This is a genomic window from Bacillus sp. FSL L8-0358 (assembly GCF_038593095.1).
Taxonomy (GTDB): Bacteria; Bacillota; Bacilli; order Bacillales; family Bacillaceae; genus Bacillus; species Bacillus subtilis.
In genome coordinates, this window is record NZ_CP151962.1 from 1511573 (window position 1) to 1532912 (window position 21340).

Sequence of the window (21340 nt, forward strand, 5' to 3'; positions counted from 1 at the left end):
AAGGAGCACCACGATGAAAAAAGAATTTGCGGTAATTGGGCTGGGCCGTTTTGGTGGCAGTATTTGCAAAGCATTAAGCGAAGAAGGCGTCGAGGTTATGGCAATGGATATCGATGAAGATAAAGTTAACGAGTATGCCAAGATTGCATCTCACGCAGTTATCGGTGATTCGACAGACGAATCTGTCCTGAAAAATTTAGGCCTGCGAAATTTTGACCACGTTATTGTAGCAATCGGGGAAAATATTCAAGCGAGTATTTTAACGACACTCATTCTGAAAGAACTTGGCGTCCATACGATTACAGTTAAAGCGCAGAACGATTATCACGAAAAAGTGCTGTCTAAAATTGGCGCGGATCACATCGTCCACCCGGAACGCGATATGGCAAAACGAATTGCGCATAATATCGTGTCCAACAATGTACTTGACTATTTGGAGCTGTCTGAAGAGCATAGTCTTGTTGAAATCGTAGCCAACAGCCGTCTGGCTGGAAATACACTTCTCGATTTAGATATTCGCGCAAAATACGGTATTAACATCGTAGCCATAAAAAGGGGCAAGGAAGTCATCGTATCACCGCTTGCAACCGAAGTCATCCACCAAGAAGATATACTCATTGTTATTGGATCAGTTACAGATATCTCCCGTTTCGAAAAAAGAGTTCTTCATACTAAATAGCAGTCAAATAAGCCGTCCTCAAAGGGCGGTTTTTCGTATTATCAGAATATAACAACTTTAATGAACTGAGCGCCAATTTCTTAAAATTTCATTGACTAAGCACAGGCGTTCCGATAGCATATTGTACCATATAATAAAAAAGAGGAGGGGCCTATTTGAATAAAGAAGCGCTAGTCAATAGGCTGAATGCTTCAGCCAAAAGACAAAAAGCTGATATCGTCATTAAGAACGGAAAAATCATGGACGTATATAATCAAGAATGGATATATGAAGATATTGCGATTACAGATGGAGTTATTGTAGGCCTCGGTGAGTATGAAGGCGAAAATACCATTGATGCAGAGGGACAAATGATTGTTCCGGGTTTTATTGATGGACATGTACATATTGAGTCATCAATGGTTACACCGATTGAGTTCGCTAAAGCAGTGTTGCCTCATGGCGTGACGACGGTTGTTACAGATCCTCATGAGATCGCGAATGTGTCTGGTGAAAAAGGGATTGTGTTTATGCTTAAACAAGCTCGGCATACACCGCTGAATATCCATTTTATGCTTCCTTCCAGTGTGCCTGCCGCAAGTTTTGAGCGATCAGGCGCAATTCTCAAAGCTGCCGATCTCAAGCCTTTTTATGAAGAAGAAGAAGTATTAGGGCTGGCTGAGGTTATGGATTATGTGTCGGTTCATCAGGCTGAAGAAGACATGGTTCAGAAACTGCTCGATGCCCGTGTTGCAGGAAAAAGGATAGACGGTCATTTAGCTGGTTTATCAACAGACCTCATTAACATTTACAGAACCGCATTTGTCTTAAATGACCATGAAGTAACATCGAAGGAAGAAGCCCTTGATCGTATCAGAAGGGGCATGTATGTCATGATGCGTGAAGGATCAGTCGCCAAAAACACGCTCAATGTGCTGCCGGCGGTAAATGAAAAGAACGCACGCCGGTTCTTTTTCTGTACGGATGATAAGCATGTGGATGATTTATTGTCAGAGGGAAGTGTAAACCATCAGGTAAAAATGGCGATTCAAGCCGGACTTAATCCGTTTTTAGCCTATCAGCTAGGAAGCCTCAATGCAGCCGAATGCTATGGATTAGATACAAAGGGAGCGATTGCCCCGGGTTTTGACGCTGATTTGCTCTTTGTATCTGATCTGGAAAATGTCACTGTCACAATGACGATGGTAAAAGGGCAGACTGTTGCTGAAGACAGCAAAGCGGTCTATCAGGATCATGCTTCAACTGCAGCACCAGATCAGGCACTGCTTGATTCTGTTAAGCTTGCTGCTCCTCTTAACAAACAGGATTTTCATATGCCAATCAATTCAGAGCAGCAGATCAATGCCATTCAAATCATACCAAATCAGCTTGAAACACGATTAGTACAAGTTCCGGCTCCTGATGCCCGCGAATTTGAGCCTGACACTGAGTTTGATTTGTTAAAGATTGCAGTTGTCGAGCGGCATAAAGGATTAAAAGAAACCGGACTTGGTGTTGTGAAAGGTTTTGGATTCAAGAGCGGAGCGATTGCCACAACCATTTCACACGACTCCCATAATATTATTGCCGTCGGAACGAATGATGAGGATATCGCGGCGGCAGTTAATAAGCTGCAGGAAATTGGCGGAGGATTAACGATTATAAAAAATGGGGAAGAGCTCCATTCAGTACCGCTACCGATTGCAGGGTTATTATCCGACCAATCTGCAGAGCAAGTGAATCAAAGCTTGCTGACGCTGCATGATAAATTGCCGTTAATCGGTTTCACAGGCGGATTTAATCCATTTTTGACATTGTCGTTTTTAGCGTTGCCTGTCATTCCTGATATTAAAATGACGACTAAGGGATTATTCGATGTAAAATCATTTCAACACATATCACTGCAATAAAAAGAGGCACTCCCTTAGGGAGTGCCTCTTTTTTTAAACCTCCATAATGATCGGCAGGATCATTGGACGGCGCTTTGTTTTTTCGTACAAGAAAGGCGCAAGAGTGTCTGTAATCTCGTTTTTGATTTCAGACCATTGAGTCGTTTTTCGTTCCATTACTTTTTGTAAGTGATTTGAAATGAGCTCTTGAGCGTCGTTGATCAAGTCGCCAGATTCTCTCATGTACACAAATCCTCTGGAAATCAAATCTGGACCAGCTGAAATCTTGAAGTCGTCCATGTCAATGCTGACAACAACGATGACAAGTCCTTCTTCAGAGAGAATTCTGCGATCACGAAGTACGATATTGCCAATATCACCGATACCGCTTCCGTCAATGTACACTGAACCGGACGGGATTTTTCCTGCAACTGAAGCCTCATCGCCTTTAAGCGCTAATACTTCACCATTATCCATGATAAAGCAGTTTTCCTCTGGGATGCCACAATCTGTTGCAAGCTTGACATGCATCTTTTGCATTCTGTACTCACCGTGAATCGGCATGAAGAATTTAGGCTTGATTAAACGAAGCATCAGCTTCTGTTCTTCCTGTCCGCCGTGACCGGATGTATGGATATCGTTAAGAGGGCCGTGAATAACCTCAGCACCCGCACGATACAGCTGGTTGATTGTTCGACTCACGCTGATTGTGTTGCCTGGAATAGGGGATGAAGAAAATACGACTGTATCCCCAGGATTGATTGAAATTTGGCGGTGTGTGCCGTTTGCAATTCTTGATAACGCCGCCATTGGTTCCCCTTGGCTTCCTGTACATAAAATTGTTACTTTATTAGCAGGCATACGATTGATTTCGTTATGCTCAATAAACGTATTTTTAGGACAGTTAATATAACCGAGTGTCTGTCCAATTTCGATAGCCGATTCCATACTGCGTCCAAATACGGCAACTTTTCTTCCATTTTGTACAGCAGCTTCAATTACCTGCTGCAAGCGGTGAATATTCGACGCAAATGTAGCGAAGATAATTCGGCCGTCCACCTTGCGGAAAATGTCATGAATGCTTTCTCCTACACGGCGCTCAGACATGGTAAACTCCGGATTTTCACTGTTTGTGCTGTCTGAAAGAAGGCACAAAACGCCTTCTTTACCGATTTCGGCCATTTTCGTTAAGTTTGCCGGCTCGCCGACTGGAGTAAAGTCGAATTTGAAATCCCCAGTATGTACGATGTTTCCGGGCGGCGTTTTTACAACAATGCCGTAGGAATCCGGAATACTGTGTGTTGTTCTGAAGAATGACACAGCCGTTTTGCGGAACTTTACAATATCATCCTCGCCGATAATGTTCAGTTTCGTCTGTCTCAATAAACCATGCTCTTCAAGTTTATTCCGAAGTAAGCCGATCGCGAGTTTTCCGCCGTATACAGGAATATTCACTTGTCTGAGCAGGTATGGAATACCGCCGATGTGGTCTTCGTGCCCGTGGGTGATAAAAAGCCCTTTAATTTTATCTTCGTTTTTGACTAAATACGTATAATCAGGGATGACGTAGTCAATTCCGAGCAGTTCGTCCTCGGGAAACTTGATCCCCGCATCAATCAGCACAATTTCATCCTGGAATTGCACCGCGTACGTATTTTTACCGATTTCGCCCAAACCTCCGAGGGCGAAAACAGCAGTCTGATCATTTTTTACAAATTTCATACCGCTCATAACTCCAATACTTTAAAATTTTCGCTCTGTTGTTCATATTCTAAGAATGCACCATCAACAGGTGTAATAAACTCAATATTAAATTTCTTTTCTTTCAGCTTTGTTCTGACGTCACGCTCAGATACGCCTTCAATATAAAGTGAATCTGTCTTTTCCCGAACAGGTACTTCGTCAGCCTTCTCTTGATAAAATACCTTATAAATCATTCCAAATCTCTCCTTAAATGCCGTATGTTAGACTCGCTCATTCTATTATATTCGAAAACGGAATATAAGGAAAGCCTTGAGCAAAATAAGGATCTCTCAAAAAGTGAAAGATCCCTTGTCAGGCAATTGCTTTCTTGCGGAGCATTCCGTTCCATTGTCTTCTGAGTTTTTTTCTTAATTTACGCAGCATTAGCCAGTTCCTCCTTTATTAAAATATTTGTCCCAGAGTTCTTTTATAAAAATAGTATACGGAGATTGAGGAAGACTTTTCGTGGTTATTAATGGAATTTAATATGATTTTTGAACGAAATTGTTTGCTGAATGACAATCTTTTTGTATGATGAGGGTGGGAATTGCAGACCAAGACGATAAAGGGGAAGTTGCGATGGATTCTAAATTAATCTTTTTTGATATTGACGGCACAATATATGATCATGATAAGAATATACCGGAAAGTACGAGAAAAACCGTGGCGGAGCTCCAGCGCCAAGGGCATCATGTGTTTATTGCCAGCGGCCGGTCTCCATTTTTGGTTAAGCCGATTTTGGAGGAGCTGGGCATCCACTCATTTATTTCCTACAATGGACAGTTTGTTGTCTTTGAAAATCAAGTGATTTATAAAAATCCGCTGTCTGAAGATGCAATTAGGCGATTATTAAAGCAGGCGGATGAAGGCAAGCATCCTGTTGTGTTTATGGCTGAGGACACGATGAAAGCGACTGTTGCGGATCACCCTCATGTTCTCGAGGGAATCGGCAGCCTTAAAACCGATTACCCAGAGACCGATGACCTTTTTTATGAAGGAAAAGAAATTTTTCAGCTTCTTTTATTTTGTCAGGATGAAGAAGAAAAAGCCTATGCCGCTTTTCCTGAGTTTGATCTAGTTCGCTGGCATGAGCTATCGACTGATGTTCTGCCGCACGGAGGTTCTAAGGCAGAAGGAATCAAAAAAGTGATTGAGCGTCTTCCGTTTGATATCGGCGATACATATGCTTTCGGCGACGGATTAAATGATCTGCAAATGATTGAATATGTAGGGACAGGCGTTGCTATGGGAAATGCTGTTCCCGAACTGAAAGAAATCGCGGACTTTGTAACAAAGCCGGTGGACGAGGATGGAATTACATACGCTGTCAAAGAATTGGGCCTTTTAAAATAAAGAAACGGCTGGCATTGTGCCAGCCGTTTTTCTATTAGCGCTCAATTGCGATTGCATTTTCAGGTTCTTTGAAAGGATTTTCCTTATCAATATGATCATAGAACATAACGCCGTTCAAATGATCGATCTCATGCTGAAACACAATAGCCGGAAATCCTTTTAAACGAATATCAATATTTTCGCCTTCTAGTGTTGTTCCTTTTACTCTGATGCGAGCATAGCGGGGAACATAACCGGGAATGGCTTCATCTACAGAGAGGCAGCCCTCGCCGCTTGTTAAGTAGCTTTTTTCAACTGAATGGCTGACGATCTTAGGATTAAACAGAGCATAGCTGTATAATTTACCGGAAGCATCTTCCGCATGAACGGCGATCATTCGTTTTTTGATATTAATTTGAGGAGCTGCGAGCCCTACGCCAGGGCGCAGCTTGTATTTTTCGGCTAATTCCGGATTTTGGCTGTTTTTAACAAATTCGATCATGTCGGCCAGCTGCTGTTTTTCTGCATCAGTTGGAGGCAGCTCAACAGGTTTGGCAGTCTCTCTGAGGGCTGGATGGCCGTCACGTACGATGTTTTCCATAGTAATCAAGAAACTTCACTCCTAAAGCTTAATATGTAAATTATATCGGATTTCTTCACAAAGGTGCAACGAAACGAATGACCAGCCGTATATGGCTGGTCAATTTCATGCTGTGTGGTTAGCAACAGCCTCCGCCTAAATAAGCAGCTCCGACAATGATTAACAGAATGAATAAAACAACGATTAGCGCAAAGGTGCGGCCGTAGCCATATCCGCAGCCACCATATCCGTAACCACCATAACTGCAGCAGCCTCCGCCGTAACCATATCCATACATATTACATAACCTCCTCTTTTAATTACGCCAGAGCCTTTATAAGTAGGCATAGCGTCTAATATAACCTATGTAAAAACAAAAAAATTGTATGGTCATCTGTCCTGATTTTTCACTTTTTTGATTTAATTTCAGTATTGCATTAATACAGCACGACTATTGCCAAATGTCCCCATGGATTCTATAGTAGAAATTGTCAAGATTGGGGGATTTAACGTGAAAGACGCAATAAAACGGCGGCCTGGAATGAAGATCGGAGCTTTTTGTGCCATGGCACTGATATTAACAGGATGCATGGGACAGGACCCGGTTGATTCACTTCATCATTCATTAGAAAAAGCCGCGGAATCGGAAAAGCCGTTTCAAGAAGAACAAAAAACACTCAAAGAATTAGAGGCCAAAGAAAATCAGCTTTACGATAGTGTTATGAAGCTCAATATGGATGATTATAAAAAAATTGTTGCTTTATCTAATAAGGCGCTTGAAAATGTCAGCAAGCGCGAAGAACACCTAAAGCTTGAAAATGACAGCATGAAAAAATCGGAAACAGAATTTGAGGAAGCAAAAACGTCAGCGGAACATATTAAGGAAAAAGACATAAAAGAAAAGGCCGATGCCGCAGCAAACCATATGGAGAAAAGATATACATCATATGGCACTATGTATAAAGAGTATAAAAAAGCGCTTGAGCTTAATAAAAAACTGTATATGCAGCTGAAAGACAAAGACTTGACAAGAGATGATCTGGATCAGCAGATCGATAAAGTCAATGCTTCTTATGAAAAGATCCTTAAATATAGCGGAGAATTTAATGAACAAACCGAAAAATATAATAAAGCCCGGGAAGATTTATATGATGCTGCAGGCTATCGTGTGAAAAAGAGCTGACTCGATCAGCTCTTTTTTTGAATGAAATGCGATTCGGATTTCGTTCAAAATTTTCATTTCTATTGTAGTACAGTGTAGTGAGGTATACTAGTACAGTTTTGGGTGCGGTTGGCATCTGTTTTTTTGTTGAAAATGTAAAGCGAATACATTTATTGAAAATCAGCGATGAAAACGATTGACGGTTCTTCTTTATTTGGTGTAAACTAATCCATGTTAAGCGGTGTTGTATTAGTTTTTTACAACTTCGAAATAATACAGTTCAAAGCAGAGTGTAACTATCCTACATAAAAGGTTTTGGCAAACTGGGGATCGGCTAAAATATAATACGACTTACTGCTGATACTTTAGGGTACCCTAAGTTTGTATGTATAAAAGGAATGCACGTCTAATGACTGTTTAAAAGAAAGGAAGAGGTGACTTAGTATGGCTGCAAAAACGAAAAAAGCTATCGTTGACAGTAAGAAGCAATTTGATGCCATTAAAAAGCAGTTCGAAACGTTCCAAATTTTAAATGAAAAGGGAGAAGTCGTGAATGAAGCGGCGATGCCTGATTTAACTGATGATCAATTAAAAGAGCTAATGCGCCGCATGGTATTTACGCGTGTGCTTGACCAACGCTCTATCTCATTAAACCGTCAAGGACGTCTCGGATTTTACGCTCCTACTGCGGGTCAAGAAGCTTCTCAGATTGCAACGCATTTCGCGCTTGAAAAAGAAGACTTTGTTCTTCCTGGATACCGTGATGTGCCTCAGTTAATTTGGCACGGCCTTCCATTATATCAAGCGTTTCTTTTCTCTCGCGGACATTTCAGAGGAAACCAAATGCCTGATGATGTGAATGCCCTTTCTCCACAAATCATTATCGGTGCTCAATACATTCAAACTGCCGGTGTTGCGCTAGGTCTTAAAAAACGCGGTAAGAAAGCTGTCGCAATCACTTACACTGGTGACGGCGGAGCTTCTCAAGGGGACTTCTACGAAGGAATTAACTTTGCCGGAGCTTATAAAGCACCTGCAATCTTCGTGGTGCAAAACAACCGTTACGCGATTTCAACTCCTGTTGAAAAACAATCTGCAGCTGAAACAATTGCACAAAAAGCTGTAGCAGCCGGTATTGTCGGCGTACAAGTAGACGGAATGGATCCGCTTGCTGTATACGCAGCAACTGCTGAAGCACGCGAGCGCGCAATCAACGGCGAAGGTCCAACACTAATTGAAACACTTACATTCCGTTATGGCCCGCACACAATGGCTGGTGACGATCCTACTAAATATCGTACAAAAGAAATCGAAAATGAGTGGGAACAAAAAGATCCGCTTGTACGTTTCCGTGCGTTCCTTGAAAACAAAGGCTTATGGTCTGAAGAAGAAGAAGCAAAAGTAATTGAGGATGCGAAAGAAGAAATTAAGCAAGCGATCAAAAAAGCTGATGCTGAACCGAAGCAAAAAGTAACTGATTTAATGAAAATCATGTACGAAAAAATGCCTCACAACCTTGAGGAGCAATTTGAAATTTATACACAGAAGGAGTCGAAGTAAGCCATGGCGCAAATGACAATGATTCAAGCAATCACGGATGCGTTACGCACAGAACTGAAAAATGACGAAAATGTCTTAGTTTTCGGAGAAGACGTTGGTGTAAACGGCGGCGTATTCCGTGCGACAGAAGGATTGCAAAAAGAATTCGGTGAAGACCGTGTGTTTGACACGCCACTTGCTGAATCTGGTATCGGCGGTCTTGCCCTTGGTTTAGGCTTAAACGGCTTCCGTCCGGTAATGGAAATCCAATTCTTCGGATTTGTTTATGAAGTAATGGATTCAGTTTCTGGCCAAATGGCTCGTATGCGCTACCGTTCTGGCGGACGCTGGACTTCACCTGTAACAATTCGTTCTCCTTTCGGCGGCGGTGTTCATACTCCTGAACTTCACGCTGACAGCTTAGAAGGTCTTGTTGCACAACAGCCTGGTATCAAAGTTGTTATTCCATCAACTCCTTACGATGCCAAAGGACTTTTAATTTCTGCGATCAGAGACAATGATCCTGTTGTCTTCTTAGAGCACATGAAGCTTTACCGTTCTTTCCGTCAGGAAGTTCCTGAAGAAGAATACACAATTGAGCTTGGAAAAGCTGACGTGAAACGTGAAGGTACTGATCTTTCAATCATCACTTACGGCGCAATGGTTCATGAATCATTAAAAGCTGCTGAGGAGCTTGAAAAAGACGGCATTTCTGCTGAAGTTGTCGACCTTCGTACAGTAAGCCCACTTGATATCGATACAATTATCGCTTCTGTAGAAAAAACAGGACGCGCGATTGTCGTTCAAGAGGCACAAAAACAAGCCGGTATTGCTGCAAACGTAGTAGCAGAAATTAATGACCGTGCGATCCTGAGCTTGGAAGCACCTGTACTTCGCGTTGCAGCGCCAGATACAGTATTTCCTTTCTCTCAAGCGGAGAGCGTATGGCTTCCAAACCATAAAGACGTTCTTGAAACAGCAAGAAAAGTGCTTGAATTTTAATCAAACTGCATAATCGAGAGGGAAGCTGAACGTTTTCCCTCTATTATATATCTGTTTTCAATGCTTACGATGTAAACTTTAAAATTGCTTAATCAAACTAGGAGGTCGAGAACTGTGGCATTTGAATTTAAACTTCCAGATATCGGGGAAGGTATCCACGAAGGCGAAATCGTAAAATGGTTTGTCAAGCCTAACGACGAGGTAGACGAAGATGATGTACTGGCTGAAGTCCAAAATGATAAAGCAGTAGTAGAAATTCCTTCACCTGTTAAAGGAAAAGTATTAGAATTAAAAGTTGAAGAGGGAACGGTTGCAACTGTTGGACAAACGATTATTACGTTTGATGCACCTGGTTACGAAGATCTTCAATTTAAAGGCAGCGATGAGTCTGACGATGCGAAAACTGAAGCACAAGTTCAGTCAACTGCAGAAGCTGGACAAGACGTTGCGAAAGAAGAGCAAGCTCAAGAGCCTGCAAAAGCTACTGGCGCAGGACAGCAGGATCAAGCTGAAGTTGACCCGAACAAACGCGTGATCGCTATGCCTTCCGTACGTAAATATGCTCGTGAAAAAGGTGTAGACATCCGTAAGGTTACTGGTTCAGGCAACAACGGACGTGTTGTAAAAGAAGATATCGACAGCTTTGTAAACGGAGGAGCGCAAGAAGCTGCGCCGCAAGAAACAGCTGCACCACAAGAAACAGCTGCTAAACCGGCTGCTGCACCAGCTCCAGAGGGCGAATTCCCAGAAACACGCGAAAAAATGAGCGGTATCCGTAAAGCAATTGCAAAAGCGATGGTTAACTCTAAACACACTGCTCCTCACGTAACGTTAATGGACGAAGTGGACGTAACAAACCTTGTTGCACATCGTAAACAGTTCAAACAAGTTGCTGCTGATCAAGGAATCAAGCTGACTTACTTGCCTTACGTTGTAAAAGCTCTTACATCTGCACTGAAAAAATTCCCTGTTTTAAACACGTCAATTGACGATAAAACAGATGAAGTCATCCAAAAACATTACTTCAACATCGGTATCGCTGCTGACACTGAAAAAGGCTTGCTTGTACCGGTTGTGAAAAATGCAGATCGTAAATCTGTCTTTGAAATTTCTGATGAGATCAATGGCCTTGCAACAAAAGCTCGTGAAGGCAAGCTTGCTCCAGCTGAAATGAAAGGCGCATCTTGCACAATTACAAACATCGGTTCTGCCGGCGGACAATGGTTCACTCCGGTTATCAACCATCCAGAAGTTGCGATTCTTGGTATCGGACGCATTGCAGAAAAAGCGATTGTTCGTGATGGCGAAATCGTAGCAGCTCCAGTCTTAGCTCTTTCTCTCAGCTTCGACCACCGTATGATCGACGGAGCAACTGCGCAAAATGCATTAAATCACATCAAGCGTTTACTGAACGATCCACAATTAATTTTAATGGAGGCGTAATGTTATGGTAGTAGGAGATTTCCCTATTGAAACAGATACTCTTGTAATTGGTGCGGGACCTGGCGGCTATGTAGCTGCCATCCGCGCTGCACAGCTTGGACAAAAAGTAACAGTCGTTGAAAAAGCAACTCTTGGAGGCGTTTGTCTGAACGTTGGATGTATCCCTTCAAAAGCGCTGATCAATGCAGGTCACCGTTATGAGAATGCAAAACATTCTGATGACATGGGAATCACTGCTGAGAATGTAACAGTTGATTTCACAAAAGTTCAAGAATGGAAAGCTTCTGTTGTCAACAAGCTTACTGGCGGTGTAGCAGGTCTTCTTAAAGGCAACAAAGTAGATGTTGTAAAAGGTGAAGCTTACTTTGTAGACAGCAATTCAGTTCGTGTTATGGATGAGAACTCTGCTCAAACATACACGTTCAAAAACGCAATCATTGCTACTGGATCTCGTCCTATCGAATTGCCAAACTTCAAATATAGTGAGCGTGTCCTGAATTCAACTGGCGCTTTGGCTCTTAAAGAAATTCCTAAAAAGCTCGTTGTTATCGGCGGCGGATACATCGGAACTGAACTTGGAACTGCGTATGCTAACTTCGGTACTGAACTTGTTATTCTTGAAGGCGGAGATGAAATTCTTCCTGGCTTCGAAAAACAAATGAGTTCTCTCGTTACACGCAGACTGAAGAAAAAAGGCAACGTTGAAATCCATACAAACGCGATGGCTAAAGGCGTTGAAGAAAGACCAGACGGCGTAACAGTTACTTTCGAAGTAAAAGGCGAAGAAAAAACGGTTGATGCTGATTACGTATTGATTACAGTAGGACGCCGTCCAAACACTGATGAGCTTGGTCTTGAGCAAGTCGGTATCGAAATGACGGACCGCGGTATCGTGAAAACTGACAAACAGTGCCGCACAAACGTACCTAACATTTATGCAATCGGTGATATCATCGAAGGACCGCCGCTTGCTCATAAAGCATCTTACGAAGGTAAAATCGCTGCAGAAGCTATCGCTGGAGAGCCTGCAGAAATCGATTACCTTGGTATTCCTGCGGTTGTTTTCTCTGAGCCTGAACTTGCATCAGTTGGTTACACTGAAGCACAGGCGAAAGAAGAAGGTCTTGACATTGTTGCTGCTAAATTCCCATTTGCAGCAAACGGCCGCGCGCTTTCTCTTAACGAAACAGACGGCTTCATGAAGCTGATCACTCGTAAAGAGGACGGTCTTGTGATCGGTGCGCAAATCGCCGGAGCAAGTGCTTCTGATATGATTTCTGAATTAAGCTTAGCGATTGAAGGCGGCATGACTGCTGAAGATATCGCGATGACAATTCACGCTCACCCAACATTGGGCGAAATCACAATGGAAGCTGCTGAAGTGGCAATCGGAAGTCCGATTCACATCGTAAAATAATTTTCATATCAAAAACAGCCCTCGCTCAAAGCGGGGCTGTTTTTTTATTTTGACAGCACATGCTGTAATGGTTTAATGATGTCTTCTTTCTTTTTCACACATCCCTCGATTTTCACCACGACATGGCGCTGATCAACAACCATAAGGGTAGGGACAGTTTCAATCTCATCTTCCCAGCCTTCTTTTTTATCATAGACCTTCATTTTATCTATTTGCTCGGGATAATCTTTTTCTAAATCAAGCAGTGCATCGTAATAAGGCGCTTCCTGGTCTATTTGGTTCTCATCAGAAAAAAACAGGATTTGTGTATGATGAATGTTGTCAATCCGGCTTTTTTTCATCGGATTGATGGTGGAAAGCGTACAGCCCGATAAAGCAAATACTATTATCAGCATGGGGAATACCGCGCGATATCGCATCTATCTTCTCCTCTGTATAAACAGTAGTAAACTAGCTTTAGTTTATCACGAGAGGCGGCTTAATCTGCTTCTTGTTACCTAATTGTTATATAATTGAAACCGTTTTTAAAGTGAGATTACATATTATATCAATCGTTTAAAATAGCACCTGGGGTATATTAAATTTTTTGCTGCATTCTTGGATGAAAGTTCAAGAAAACGTGAAATTACATTATGTGCTGTGGCATATATATCGAGTAAAGCTTCTGTATGAATAAGATAGTGTATGAGGGAAAATGGAAAAGAACGGTCTATATGATGATCTAAAATCAAATGTGTTATACAGTTTGTTGTTGACATTTTAAATGTGACATATTAATATAATAACAACAAAAGAAATTAAGCGTTTTCAAATTTCAAAGAAATGGGGAATAAGAGATGGGTACGATTGTTTGCCAAGATTGCAACGAAGCCATTCATTACTTTGAAGATGAGAAAGTGACAACATTATACGGAACATGCTGCGGACAATGTCAATGTCCTGTTGAAGAAGAGTAAAAAAAGCATGCGGCTTAAAGCCGCATGCTTTTTATTTTTTATTGAATTGCTTTTTATTTTTTATTGAATTGCTTTTTGTTCTTTGATGACTCGGATCATATGTAAAGTCGAGTCCTCAGGTCCTTGAACAGGGAGGCCTGCGTCAAGGTTTTTAAAAATGTAGCTGATGTTTTCTTCTGTAATAATTTCTCCTGGAATGAAGATTGGAATACCAGGCGGATATACCATGACAAATTCAGCAATAATCCGTCCGGATGCTTCTTTTAATGGGATGACTTCCGTATTTGCATAGAAAGCATCACGCGGAGTCATTGCCAATAAAGGTATTTCTGGAAGCAGAACCTCAGTTTGCTGATGTGTTACATCTTGTTCTGACATTTGCTGTGCGATCTCAGTTAAAGCCTCTACAAGCCGGTCTGCATCATTTTGGCTGTCACCAGGAGTGAAAATACACAAAATATTGTACAGATCAGAAAGCTCAACCTCAATATTAAAGGATTCACGAAGCCATTTTTCCACGTCATGTCCTGTCAGGCCAAGACTTTTCACAGAGATAATCAATTTTGTCGGATCATAGCTGTAAGCTGCTTTCGACCCAAGAATCTCAGAACCGACACAATAAATGCCTTCAATCTGGTTGAGGCGATCTCTCGTCTGATTGGCAAGCTTTAGTGTTTCCTCAGCAAGCTGGTGGCCTTCTGTTGCAAGGCGTTTTCTGGCAACATCCAAAGAAGCGAGAAGCAAGTAAGAAGTTGACGTAGTTGTCAGCATGCTCAGGATGGATTGCACTCTGTCTTTTGATACAAGGCCCTCTCTCATATTTAAAATCGAACTTTGCGTGAGTGATCCGCCCAGCTTGTGTACACTTGTCGCTGCTATGTCCGCTCCTGCCTGCATAGCCGATAGCGGCAATTCGTCGTGAAAATGAATGTGAACGCCGTGTGCTTCATCCACAAGCACTGGCACATCAAACGAATGAGCGAGTTCTACGATGCTTTTTAAGTCGGCTGCAACACCGAAATATGTCGGGTTGATGACGAGAAGCCCTTTTGCATCCGGATGTTCGGTAAGCGCCCGTTTAGCAGATTCAAGTGTAATGCCGTGGGAGATGCCCAATTCATTGTCAATTTCAGGATGAATAAAAATTGGAACCGCTCCGGAAAATACAATAGCTGTCATAATTGATTTATGAACATTTCTTGGAATAATAATTTTATCGCCAGGTCCGCAAACAGCCATTACCATTGTCATAATGGCGCCGCTTGTTCCTTGAACAGAAAAAAATGTGTGATCCGCGCCAAATGCTTCAGCAGCCAGATCTTGTGCTTGTTTAATAATGCCTTTTGGCGCGTGCAGATCGTCTAATGGTTCAATATTAATCAAATCTATGCTTAACGCGTTTTCACCGATAAATTGTCTGAATTCTGGGTCCATTCCTGCCCCTTTTTTATGGCCGGGAATGTGGAATTGAACAGGCTGTCTGCTTGCATGCTTTTTCAGTCCTGTGTATAAGGGTGTTTCATGTTGCGACAATTGTTTTCCCACCTTTGTAATCATACCTATGCATAATAGTGTGTATTAAAATCAGTTTCTCAACCGTTTTTTAGACGTAAAACAAATGAATTATATTATGAACTTGAAAGAATGTAAAGAACAATTTATGATCAAATGAAGATGCTTTCTCTTAAGGGAAGTAAATCTATAAGGAGTGAAGAAAATGGAGTATCAATATCCGATGAATGAAGATTGGACAACCGAAGAAGCAGTGGATGTGATTGCATTTTTCCAGCAGGTTGAGCTTGCATATGAAAAAGGGGCGGATCGTGAAGAACTGCTTAAAGCTTACCGCCGTTTCAAGGAAATTGTACCGGGGAAGGCCGAGGAAAAAAAGCTATGCGGCGAGTTTGAGGAACAAAGTACATATTCTCCTTATCGCACGGTCAAACAGGCGAAAGAATCTGATCACGCGAAGATTAAAATGTAGGAAAAAGAGCCGGGGATATCCCGGCTCTTTTTTATGCTTGTGATACTTTTTGGGTGAGACGGTACAGAAAAGCCAGCTGCTTAAAGGCATCGTCGATACGCTGAAGGAATTCCTGGTTATTCATATTCAGCACTTCTTCTTTTTGGAGCTGGATGCCGCATAACAGCTCAGCTTTCTTTACAGTCTGCAAACGCTCAAACAGTGTCTTTAGCTGTTCCTTGTCCATTTCAGACTGTTTATGTACTCCCGGTTTTGTGTGATCTGCAGACCAAACGAAGCTGTCAGGGATATTTATCGTAATGGTTTCTTGGTTCACTTCAAGCAATTTGCCGTATTCTTCTTTGATAGGGGATTCATAAATAATCGCGAACCACACAAAGACGTGGCTTTCCCATAAACCAATTTGGAAATGCGGCAGTTTTTTATAGCCTCTTTTGCTGTTTGCGAACGCCACCCAGCTGTCAGCCGGGGGATTGACGGATCTTCTTGCGTGCTTTGCCACATGCGGAAACATTTCATCTCCGGTTAAAGCTGATAAAGTTGGGGCAAAATGTTCGCCTAGAGCTGTAAGCTTCGGACGGACCGTCTCTTTTAATACTTCCATGCGCGCATCTAAGCCTTCTATTGTAAATGTGTTAAAGTCTTCTTCAGTGAAACGCATTTGTGTCATGATTTTCCTCCTTCATGCTAAGTATACATATTTTATCACAGTTCATACGAGCTTCAAAAAGATTGAGCGCGTTTGAAGTAAGGGGAAATGTGGTAATAAACGAATAGGTAAACACACAATTTTCAGAATCATGTTGCGCGTAAATAGAACAATCATACGATATAAGAAGTAATCATTGTTGAATGGCAAAATGGGATGCTTTTTTACAAACAAATGATCTCTGGAAGGGGCGAAAGACAATGAGGCAAGTTGTAAAAGAGGGATTTAAGGAAGAGAAAAACAATCGTGTTGCTGTCTGGAGACTAGAGGTTGATTATGAATTGGCAACCCTATATGAAGCAATGCAGAAAGAAAATGAAGAGCAGATTGAACAAAGCAAAAACAAACTTGAGCGACTTAGAAAAGAATGGATTCGTCTTAACGGGTAAAAAAGCGATAGTGAAAACGAACCGCATGAATGGTTCGTTTTTACGTGAGAAGGGATATTTTTCATTTTCCTTGCTTTTTCATTGCCGTTATCAGTATCCTATAAAATAAAAGGTCTACATAGAAGAGAGGTACGAACGAATGACAAATTGGACGGAAATTGATGAGATTGCAAAGAAATGGATAAGAGAAGCAGGCGCGAGAATTAAACAATCCATGCATGAAAGCCTAACAATTGAAACGAAATCAAATCCGAATGATTTAGTCACCAATATTGACAAAGAAACCGAAAAGTTTTTCATTGATCGAATTCAAGAAACATTTCCGGGACATCGGATACTCGGTGAAGAGGGGCAAGGAGACAAAATCCACTCACTTGAGGGAGTCGTATGGATTATTGATCCGATTGATGGGACGATGAATTTTGTGCACCAGCAAAGAAATTTTGCGATTTCCATTGGGATTTTTGAAAACGGTGAAGGGAAAATCGGTTTAATTTATGATGTGGTGCATGATGAGCTGTATCACGCATTTAGCGGCAGAGGGGCTTATATGAATGAAACGAAGCTGGCTCCTTTAAAAGAAACCGTCATTGAAGAAGCGATTCTTGCCATTAATGCAACATGGGTAACGGAAAACAGAAGAATTGATCAAAGTGTGTTAGCGCCACTTGTGAAAAGAGTCAGAGGCACACGCTCCTACGGTTCTGCCGCTTTAGAGCTGGCAAATGTCGCGGCAGGAAGAATAGATGCTTACATCACGATGCGGCTTGCGCCATGGGACTACGCAGCCGGCTGTGTGCTGTTAAATGAAGTAGGAGGCATCTATACGACCATTGAAGGAGAGCCGTTTACCTTTTTAGAAAACCACAGTGTGCTAGCCGGAAACCCATCTATACATAAAACGATATTTGAAGAGTATCTTCATGCTGGGAAGTAGGCCATTTGAGCAGGATGATCTCAGCTTGTTAGAAAAGCTCGCGGAGGCTCATCCTGTATGGAAAGAGGAGGAGTTTGGAGATAAAGATGCAGAAGACTATATCATCTCCTATTCCATGTACAACGGGTCATGGCTTGTATGGGAAAAAGACGGTCTGCCTGTTGCCGTCAGCTACCATCTCGAGTGGTCTCCTTCAAACGGTAAGCCGTGGCTCGGAACGGTCCTGATTGACCCGGCTGAAGAAAAAAAGGGACATGCGAAGATGATCATTGAACAGATCAGCAAATTGCTTAGAGCCAAACACAAAGCGATGTTTGCGGGAGTTCCCATTGAGCGCAGTGAATGGATACTGTTTTTAAGCCAATGCGGCTTTGAACAGCTGAAAACGGAAAAAGATGAGAAAGGCAAATCATTTATGATCTTGGTGAAGCCTTTAGCAGAAGATTCCATATGATAACGGTAGCTTATTTGCTGCATACGGGTTCAATAAAAAGCCTCTCAAACATTGAGAGGCTTCTGATGATTTGAAAATTATTTTTTTACCGCATGAATATAATGAATCGTTTCAAACGCTGACAAATTGTCTTTTCGATTACTAAAGAAAAGGTCATTAATGTCGTCTGGTGATAGATGTTCATAGATCAGTAAACCAGATGACTCTAACAGATGTTCAATCTCTTGATAAGTGAAACATGATTTCATCGGTTCTCCGCTGGCGGCAGCCATCTTCACCATATGTTCAACTCGATTCGACGTCCCTTTTGCTGTAAAAAGTGTTTCGTCTGCATAATCAAAAACAATAGAGCTTCCAGGCGGGACATGAGAAAATAAATTGCTGATCAAGCTTGCATTTTCTTCCCGTGTTACATAATAAGACACTCCGAGAAGGCTGAAGAATGTTTTTGTGTTCTTAAATCCTTCATCTAAGAGAGGATCATACGAAAACGTATTGGTGAAATCCATAGGAACAAAATGAAGATGATCCGGAATTGTCAGATTTGCATCCTTCAGCTTATTTTTTTTCAATTGCTGTGTAGCCGGATGGTCAACCTCGAAAACCTGTAAGCTGTTTTCTAATTCTGGATGCCGAAAGCAGAAAGTATCCAGCCCCGCTCCAAGAATGACATACTGTTTTGCTCCCAGCATTAATTCGTTGTGCAAGACTTTTTCACAATAAGAAGCACGTGCTAGGGGCGTGGGAGACAGCTGGATTTGTGCAACCCATTTTAATATTTTTTCAGGATCATTTTGAAGACGTTCGGCGATCTCTTTGTTGAAAAACGATATTCCTTGAATCATATTTTTACTGATGTCGATAAACTCTTTTTCGTTAATGAGATCTTTTGCGATAAAATCATCAAAAATAAGTGGTGTGTCATATCGGCTGTGATATGCACGGGCAAAAGCTGAAATTAGAGACGTTAAGCTGGACTCATTTTTCCTCATGAAATGATCCTCCACAAAAAATAAGATTCCCCTGGCCAGGAGAATCTTATTATACATACAAATATATTAATAGTAAATTTTAGCATAAATAAATTTTTTGTCAATGTTTTTGCTCTTAACTGGACGCGCGATCCTTCACATAGCCACGTGACCTGAAGCAGAATTCGTCTATCAATTATGTGGACTGAATCATTAGCTTTTATAAAATGCGTACTTGCGGCTGCATCCCTCTTTTTGCAAATCAGGAGCGGTTTCTGTCTCATGGCAGCATCTTTTCGTCGTTTCTGCTGAGAGAGAAATCAAGATATGTAACAAAAAAAGCCTGAGAAATCTCAGGCTTTTTCTCATATTACAATCCAACAGCATTCCAGGCTGCTTCAACTTTAGCGGCATCAGTTGAGCCGTAGAGGTCACGGGCAGACTGAATGAGAGCTGCCTTGGCATCTTTGAACGTGGAAGAAGGCGTGAGGTACGTTGTTAACGCACGATAATAGATTTGCTGTGATTTAGATACACCAAGTTTTGTGATGGTGTTGTAAGCGGCTTTGTTTGGAATTCCGCTGTTTGTGTGTACACCGCCATAATCGCCCTCATCTGTGTTTGGAAGGTTTCTGTAATTGGCGTAATTGTCAGGCTGGTTGTATTTTGTAGGGTTGGACAGGCTGCGAAGAGCAGGCTGGCTGACCGTAATGTCTTCACCGATGTCCCAGTCTTCTGTATCGTTAAAATACCCGAATACGTCAGAGAAAGACTCGTTTAATGCACCTGGCTGATTTTCATAAATCAAGTTGGCTGTTTCTTGGGTGACGCCATGTGTCATTTCATGCGCTGTCACATCTAATGAGCCGGAAAGCGGAGAGAAGAATGAACCGTCGCCATCACCGTAAATCATCTGGTCTCCTGTCCATGCAGCGTTATTGTATTGAGTGCCGTAGTGAACGGAAGAAACGATTTTACTGCCTTTGTTATCATAGCTGTTTCGTTTAAAGTTTGAATAAAAATAATCGTACACTTTACCGAGGTTATAGTGTGCGTCAACGGCTGCCCGCTGTGATGAAGATGTAAATGTTTTCGTTGTGCTTGAGACAAGCGTGCCCGGAAGGCGGCTTTGTCTGTTTTGCAAATCATATGTGATGATTTGGGTGCCTGTTGGTTTTGAAAGATCTCTTAGAACATATTTTCCGCCTTCATAAGAGATGTTCAAAGGAACAGTTGCGCCCTTTAGAGTTGTTCCGCTTCCAGTGGCGGCGGCATGTTCTACTTTATTTTGCTGTTTTAAAATGCTGCCTGTTTCGGCGTCAACTAAGACTTCCCAGTTTGCAGGTTCAGGCTCGACATAGCGAATCGTCACGTCGTAAGCAAGACGATAGCTGCCGTCTTTTGTTTCTATCGCTTTTAATTCGGCTTTATTGCTGTTTTTGGCCGCTCCGTTAGAAACAGCGTCTGGTGATTTGCCGATAGCTTTGAAAGCGAGTGCCAGCGCTTTTTCAGAAGAGACTTTTTGGCTGTTATCTGTTTTTGCAGCAGATTGATTGTGTAATTCACCATTGACCGCATAGACATTATCGGATTTATCGACGTGAACGATCACTTGCGAATCTTTAATTGGCACTCCGTTAACGACAGGCGCATATCGAAAGTGCTTGTATCCAAGGGCATCAGTCGTGCTTTCAACAAGCTTCAGCCTTTTGGAAGGGTCACCTTTAAAAATGTTGCTGTTCTTTTTCAAAAACTGCTTGACAGCCTTGTCATTTGGTGCAGAGAGTTCTGATTGCGCAATCGCGTTTTTGGAGAGGAAATTTGTTTGATTCTCTTTAAGCTGATGACTTTCAGCAGCCTGAACACCTGGCAGGCTGATTGATAAACTCATAAACGAAGCAGCGACAGCAACAGACAATTTCTTACCTAAACCCACAATAAATCCCCCTTTTTGAAAATACTGAAAACTTTATATTGTTATATTAAACTAGCATTCTGGAATACTCAACAAAAACTAACATAACTAGACAAAATTGATAGTATTGTCCTGTGTTTGTTTTTGTTGAATAATATCAAGATGAGTCAAGTGTCATGTGATGGTTCACTCAAGAGTTATGTTTTTTACATATCAAGGGGAAGATGAGATATTTTTGTTTCATCTTGAAACTTTTTGAA

General features: G+C 41.8%; 22 protein-coding genes. 13 read left to right on the plus strand and 9 right to left on the minus strand.

What is annotated here, in order from left to right; all coding sequences use genetic code 11:
- Positions 1-13: 13 nt before the first annotated feature.
- Both ktrC and ade read left to right on the plus strand, forming a co-directional pair.
- Positions 14-679 (plus strand): Ktr system potassium transporter KtrC, encoded by a 666-nt coding sequence (gene ktrC / locus NYE49_RS07920; RefSeq protein WP_003222311.1) that lies wholly within the window; start codon positions 14-16, stop codon positions 677-679.
- Positions 680-834: 155 nt separating this feature from the next.
- Positions 835-2568: an adenine deaminase gene (ade, locus tag NYE49_RS07925; RefSeq protein ID WP_047182560.1), complete on the plus strand. Its 1734-nt coding sequence runs from the start codon at positions 835-837 to the stop codon at positions 2566-2568.
- 33 nt (positions 2569-2601) lie between these two features.
- Here ade and rnjA read toward each other — a convergent pair whose 3' ends face one another.
- Complete coding sequence (gene rnjA / locus NYE49_RS07930; protein ID WP_003245660.1) at positions 2602-4269, minus strand: ribonuclease J1; 1668 nt, start codon at positions 4267-4269, stop codon at positions 2602-2604.
- 5 nt (positions 4270-4274) lie between these two features.
- Entirely contained in the window at positions 4275-4484 is a 210-nt protein-coding gene (gene rnpZA / locus NYE49_RS07935; RefSeq protein WP_003222303.1) for an RNA polymerase subunit omega 1, read from the minus strand.
- Between the two features lie 385 nt (positions 4485-4869).
- On the opposite strand from rnpZA, the gene NYE49_RS07940 reads away from it, so the two are divergent.
- Positions 4870-5643, plus strand: coding sequence for a Cof-type HAD-IIB family hydrolase (locus NYE49_RS07940; protein ID WP_015483182.1), 774 nt, complete (start codon positions 4870-4872; stop codon positions 5641-5643).
- A gap of 34 nt (positions 5644-5677) precedes the next feature.
- Here NYE49_RS07940 and def read toward each other — a convergent pair whose 3' ends face one another.
- The gene (gene def, locus NYE49_RS07945) at positions 5678-6232 is read right to left on the minus strand and encodes a peptide deformylase (protein WP_342410987.1); all 555 of its coding nucleotides are present in this window, start codon (positions 6230-6232) and stop codon (positions 5678-5680) included.
- A 109-nt stretch (positions 6233-6341) separates the two neighbouring features.
- Positions 6342-6500 (minus strand): YjcZ family sporulation protein, encoded by a 159-nt coding sequence (locus NYE49_RS07950; RefSeq protein ID WP_003232317.1) that lies wholly within the window; start codon positions 6498-6500, stop codon positions 6342-6344.
- 213 nt (positions 6501-6713) lie between these two features.
- Between NYE49_RS07950 and NYE49_RS07955 the strand changes: the two genes are divergently transcribed.
- From NYE49_RS07955 to lpdA, 5 genes are all read left to right on the plus strand, one after another.
- The gene (locus NYE49_RS07955) at positions 6714-7385 is read left to right on the plus strand and encodes a YkyA family protein (protein ID WP_014476698.1); all 672 of its coding nucleotides are present in this window, start codon (positions 6714-6716) and stop codon (positions 7383-7385) included.
- 423 nt (positions 7386-7808) lie between these two features.
- The gene (gene pdhA, locus NYE49_RS07960; RefSeq protein ID WP_003222294.1) at positions 7809-8924 is read left to right on the plus strand and encodes a pyruvate dehydrogenase (acetyl-transferring) E1 component subunit alpha; all 1116 of its coding nucleotides are present in this window, start codon (positions 7809-7811) and stop codon (positions 8922-8924) included.
- A gap of 3 nt (positions 8925-8927) precedes the next feature.
- Positions 8928-9905 carry a pyruvate dehydrogenase complex E1 component subunit beta gene (gene pdhB, locus NYE49_RS07965; RefSeq protein ID WP_014113660.1) on the plus strand — a complete coding sequence of 326 codons (978 nt, stop codon included), beginning with the start codon at positions 8928-8930 and terminating at the stop codon, positions 9903-9905.
- A 114-nt stretch (positions 9906-10019) separates the two neighbouring features.
- Complete coding sequence (gene pdhC, locus NYE49_RS07970) at positions 10020-11348, plus strand: pyruvate dehydrogenase complex dihydrolipoyllysine-residue acetyltransferase (RefSeq protein WP_003232311.1); 1329 nt, start codon at positions 10020-10022, stop codon at positions 11346-11348.
- 4 nt (positions 11349-11352) lie between these two features.
- Positions 11353-12765 (plus strand): dihydrolipoyl dehydrogenase, encoded by a 1413-nt coding sequence (lpdA, locus tag NYE49_RS07975; protein WP_003232309.1) that lies wholly within the window; start codon positions 11353-11355, stop codon positions 12763-12765.
- A 44-nt stretch (positions 12766-12809) separates the two neighbouring features.
- Here the strand turns inward: lpdA and slp are convergent, their stop codons facing one another.
- Positions 12810-13184: a peptidoglycan-associated lipoprotein Slp gene (gene slp / locus NYE49_RS07980; protein ID WP_003245672.1), complete on the minus strand. Its 375-nt coding sequence runs from the start codon at positions 13182-13184 to the stop codon at positions 12810-12812.
- Between the two features lie 417 nt (positions 13185-13601).
- Between slp and NYE49_RS07985 the strand changes: the two genes are divergently transcribed.
- Positions 13602-13721, plus strand: coding sequence for a GapA-binding peptide SR1P (locus NYE49_RS07985; protein WP_015383564.1), 120 nt, complete (start codon positions 13602-13604; stop codon positions 13719-13721).
- A gap of 60 nt (positions 13722-13781) precedes the next feature.
- Here the strand turns inward: NYE49_RS07985 and speA are convergent, their stop codons facing one another.
- On the minus strand, positions 13782-15254 hold the full coding sequence (speA, locus tag NYE49_RS07990) for an arginine decarboxylase (RefSeq protein WP_014479695.1): 1473 nt from the start codon (positions 15252-15254) through the stop codon (positions 13782-13784).
- Between the two features lie 184 nt (positions 15255-15438).
- Here speA and NYE49_RS07995 point away from each other — a divergent pair, with 184 nt between their 5' ends.
- Positions 15439-15705, plus strand: a complete 267-nt coding sequence (locus NYE49_RS07995; RefSeq protein ID WP_047182561.1) for a UPF0223 family protein — start codon at positions 15439-15441, stop codon at positions 15703-15705.
- Between the two features lie 31 nt (positions 15706-15736).
- Here the strand turns inward: NYE49_RS07995 and NYE49_RS08000 are convergent, their stop codons facing one another.
- On the minus strand, positions 15737-16375 hold the full coding sequence (locus tag NYE49_RS08000) for a YktB family protein (RefSeq protein ID WP_174616617.1): 639 nt from the start codon (positions 16373-16375) through the stop codon (positions 15737-15739).
- 239 nt (positions 16376-16614) lie between these two features.
- On the opposite strand from NYE49_RS08000, the gene NYE49_RS08005 reads away from it, so the two are divergent.
- The 3 genes from NYE49_RS08005 (at position 16615) to NYE49_RS08015 (ending at position 18194) form a co-directional block, all read left to right on the plus strand.
- Positions 16615-16803: a hypothetical protein gene (locus NYE49_RS08005; RefSeq protein WP_009967148.1), complete on the plus strand. Its 189-nt coding sequence runs from the start codon at positions 16615-16617 to the stop codon at positions 16801-16803.
- A 139-nt stretch (positions 16804-16942) separates the two neighbouring features.
- Positions 16943-17740, plus strand: a complete 798-nt coding sequence (gene suhB, locus NYE49_RS08010) for an inositol-1-monophosphatase (protein ID WP_014476703.1) — start codon at positions 16943-16945, stop codon at positions 17738-17740.
- Positions 17741-17765: 25 nt separating this feature from the next.
- The gene (locus tag NYE49_RS08015; protein ID WP_080030727.1) at positions 17766-18194 is read left to right on the plus strand and encodes a GNAT family N-acetyltransferase; all 429 of its coding nucleotides are present in this window, start codon (positions 17766-17768) and stop codon (positions 18192-18194) included.
- A 77-nt stretch (positions 18195-18271) separates the two neighbouring features.
- Here the strand turns inward: NYE49_RS08015 and NYE49_RS08020 are convergent, their stop codons facing one another.
- Together NYE49_RS08020 and nprE are read right to left on the minus strand one after the other, a co-directional pair.
- Entirely contained in the window at positions 18272-19186 is a 915-nt protein-coding gene (locus tag NYE49_RS08020; protein ID WP_047182563.1) for a class I SAM-dependent methyltransferase, read from the minus strand.
- 349 nt (positions 19187-19535) lie between these two features.
- A complete protein-coding gene (gene nprE / locus NYE49_RS08025; RefSeq protein ID WP_015383569.1) occupies positions 19536-21101 on the minus strand; it encodes a neutral metalloprotease NprE in 1566 nt (521 codons plus the stop codon).
- Between the last annotated feature and the right edge of the window lie 239 nt (positions 21102-21340).

Bases quoted from the DNA above. Each gene is read 5' to 3' on its own strand.
- slp (WP_003245672.1), bottom strand. From the start codon at position 13,184: ATGCGATATCGCGCGGTATTCCCCATGCTGATAATAGTATTTGCTTTA.
- NYE49_RS08000 (WP_174616617.1), bottom strand. From the start codon at position 16,375: ATGACACAAATGCGTTTCACTGAAGAAGACTTTAACACATTTACAATA.
- ktrC (WP_003222311.1), top strand. From the start codon at position 14: ATGAAAAAAGAATTTGCGGTAATTGGGCTGGGCCGTTTTGGTGGCAGT.
- suhB (WP_014476703.1), top strand. From the start codon at position 16,943: ATGACAAATTGGACGGAAATTGATGAGATTGCAAAGAAATGGATAAGA.
- rnpZA (WP_003222303.1), bottom strand. From the start codon at position 4,484: ATGATTTATAAGGTATTTTATCAAGAGAAGGCTGACGAAGTACCTGTT.
- NYE49_RS07950 (WP_003232317.1), bottom strand. From the start codon at position 6,500: ATGTATGGATATGGTTACGGCGGAGGCTGCTGCAGTTATGGTGGTTAC.
- rnjA (WP_003245660.1), bottom strand. From the start codon at position 4,269: ATGAAATTTGTAAAAAATGATCAGACTGCTGTTTTCGCCCTCGGAGGT.
- pdhA (WP_003222294.1), top strand. From the start codon at position 7,809: ATGGCTGCAAAAACGAAAAAAGCTATCGTTGACAGTAAGAAGCAATTT.
- NYE49_RS07940 (WP_015483182.1), top strand. From the start codon at position 4,870: ATGGATTCTAAATTAATCTTTTTTGATATTGACGGCACAATATATGAT.
- NYE49_RS07985 (WP_015383564.1), top strand. From the start codon at position 13,602: ATGGGTACGATTGTTTGCCAAGATTGCAACGAAGCCATTCATTACTTT.
- pdhB (WP_014113660.1), top strand. From the start codon at position 8,928: ATGGCGCAAATGACAATGATTCAAGCAATCACGGATGCGTTACGCACA.
- NYE49_RS08020 (WP_047182563.1), bottom strand. From the start codon at position 19,186: ATGAGGAAAAATGAGTCCAGCTTAACGTCTCTAATTTCAGCTTTTGCC.
- NYE49_RS07995 (WP_047182561.1), top strand. From the start codon at position 15,439: ATGGAGTATCAATATCCGATGAATGAAGATTGGACAACCGAAGAAGCA.
- lpdA (WP_003232309.1), top strand. From the start codon at position 11,353: ATGGTAGTAGGAGATTTCCCTATTGAAACAGATACTCTTGTAATTGGT.
- NYE49_RS08005 (WP_009967148.1), top strand. From the start codon at position 16,615: ATGAGGCAAGTTGTAAAAGAGGGATTTAAGGAAGAGAAAAACAATCGT.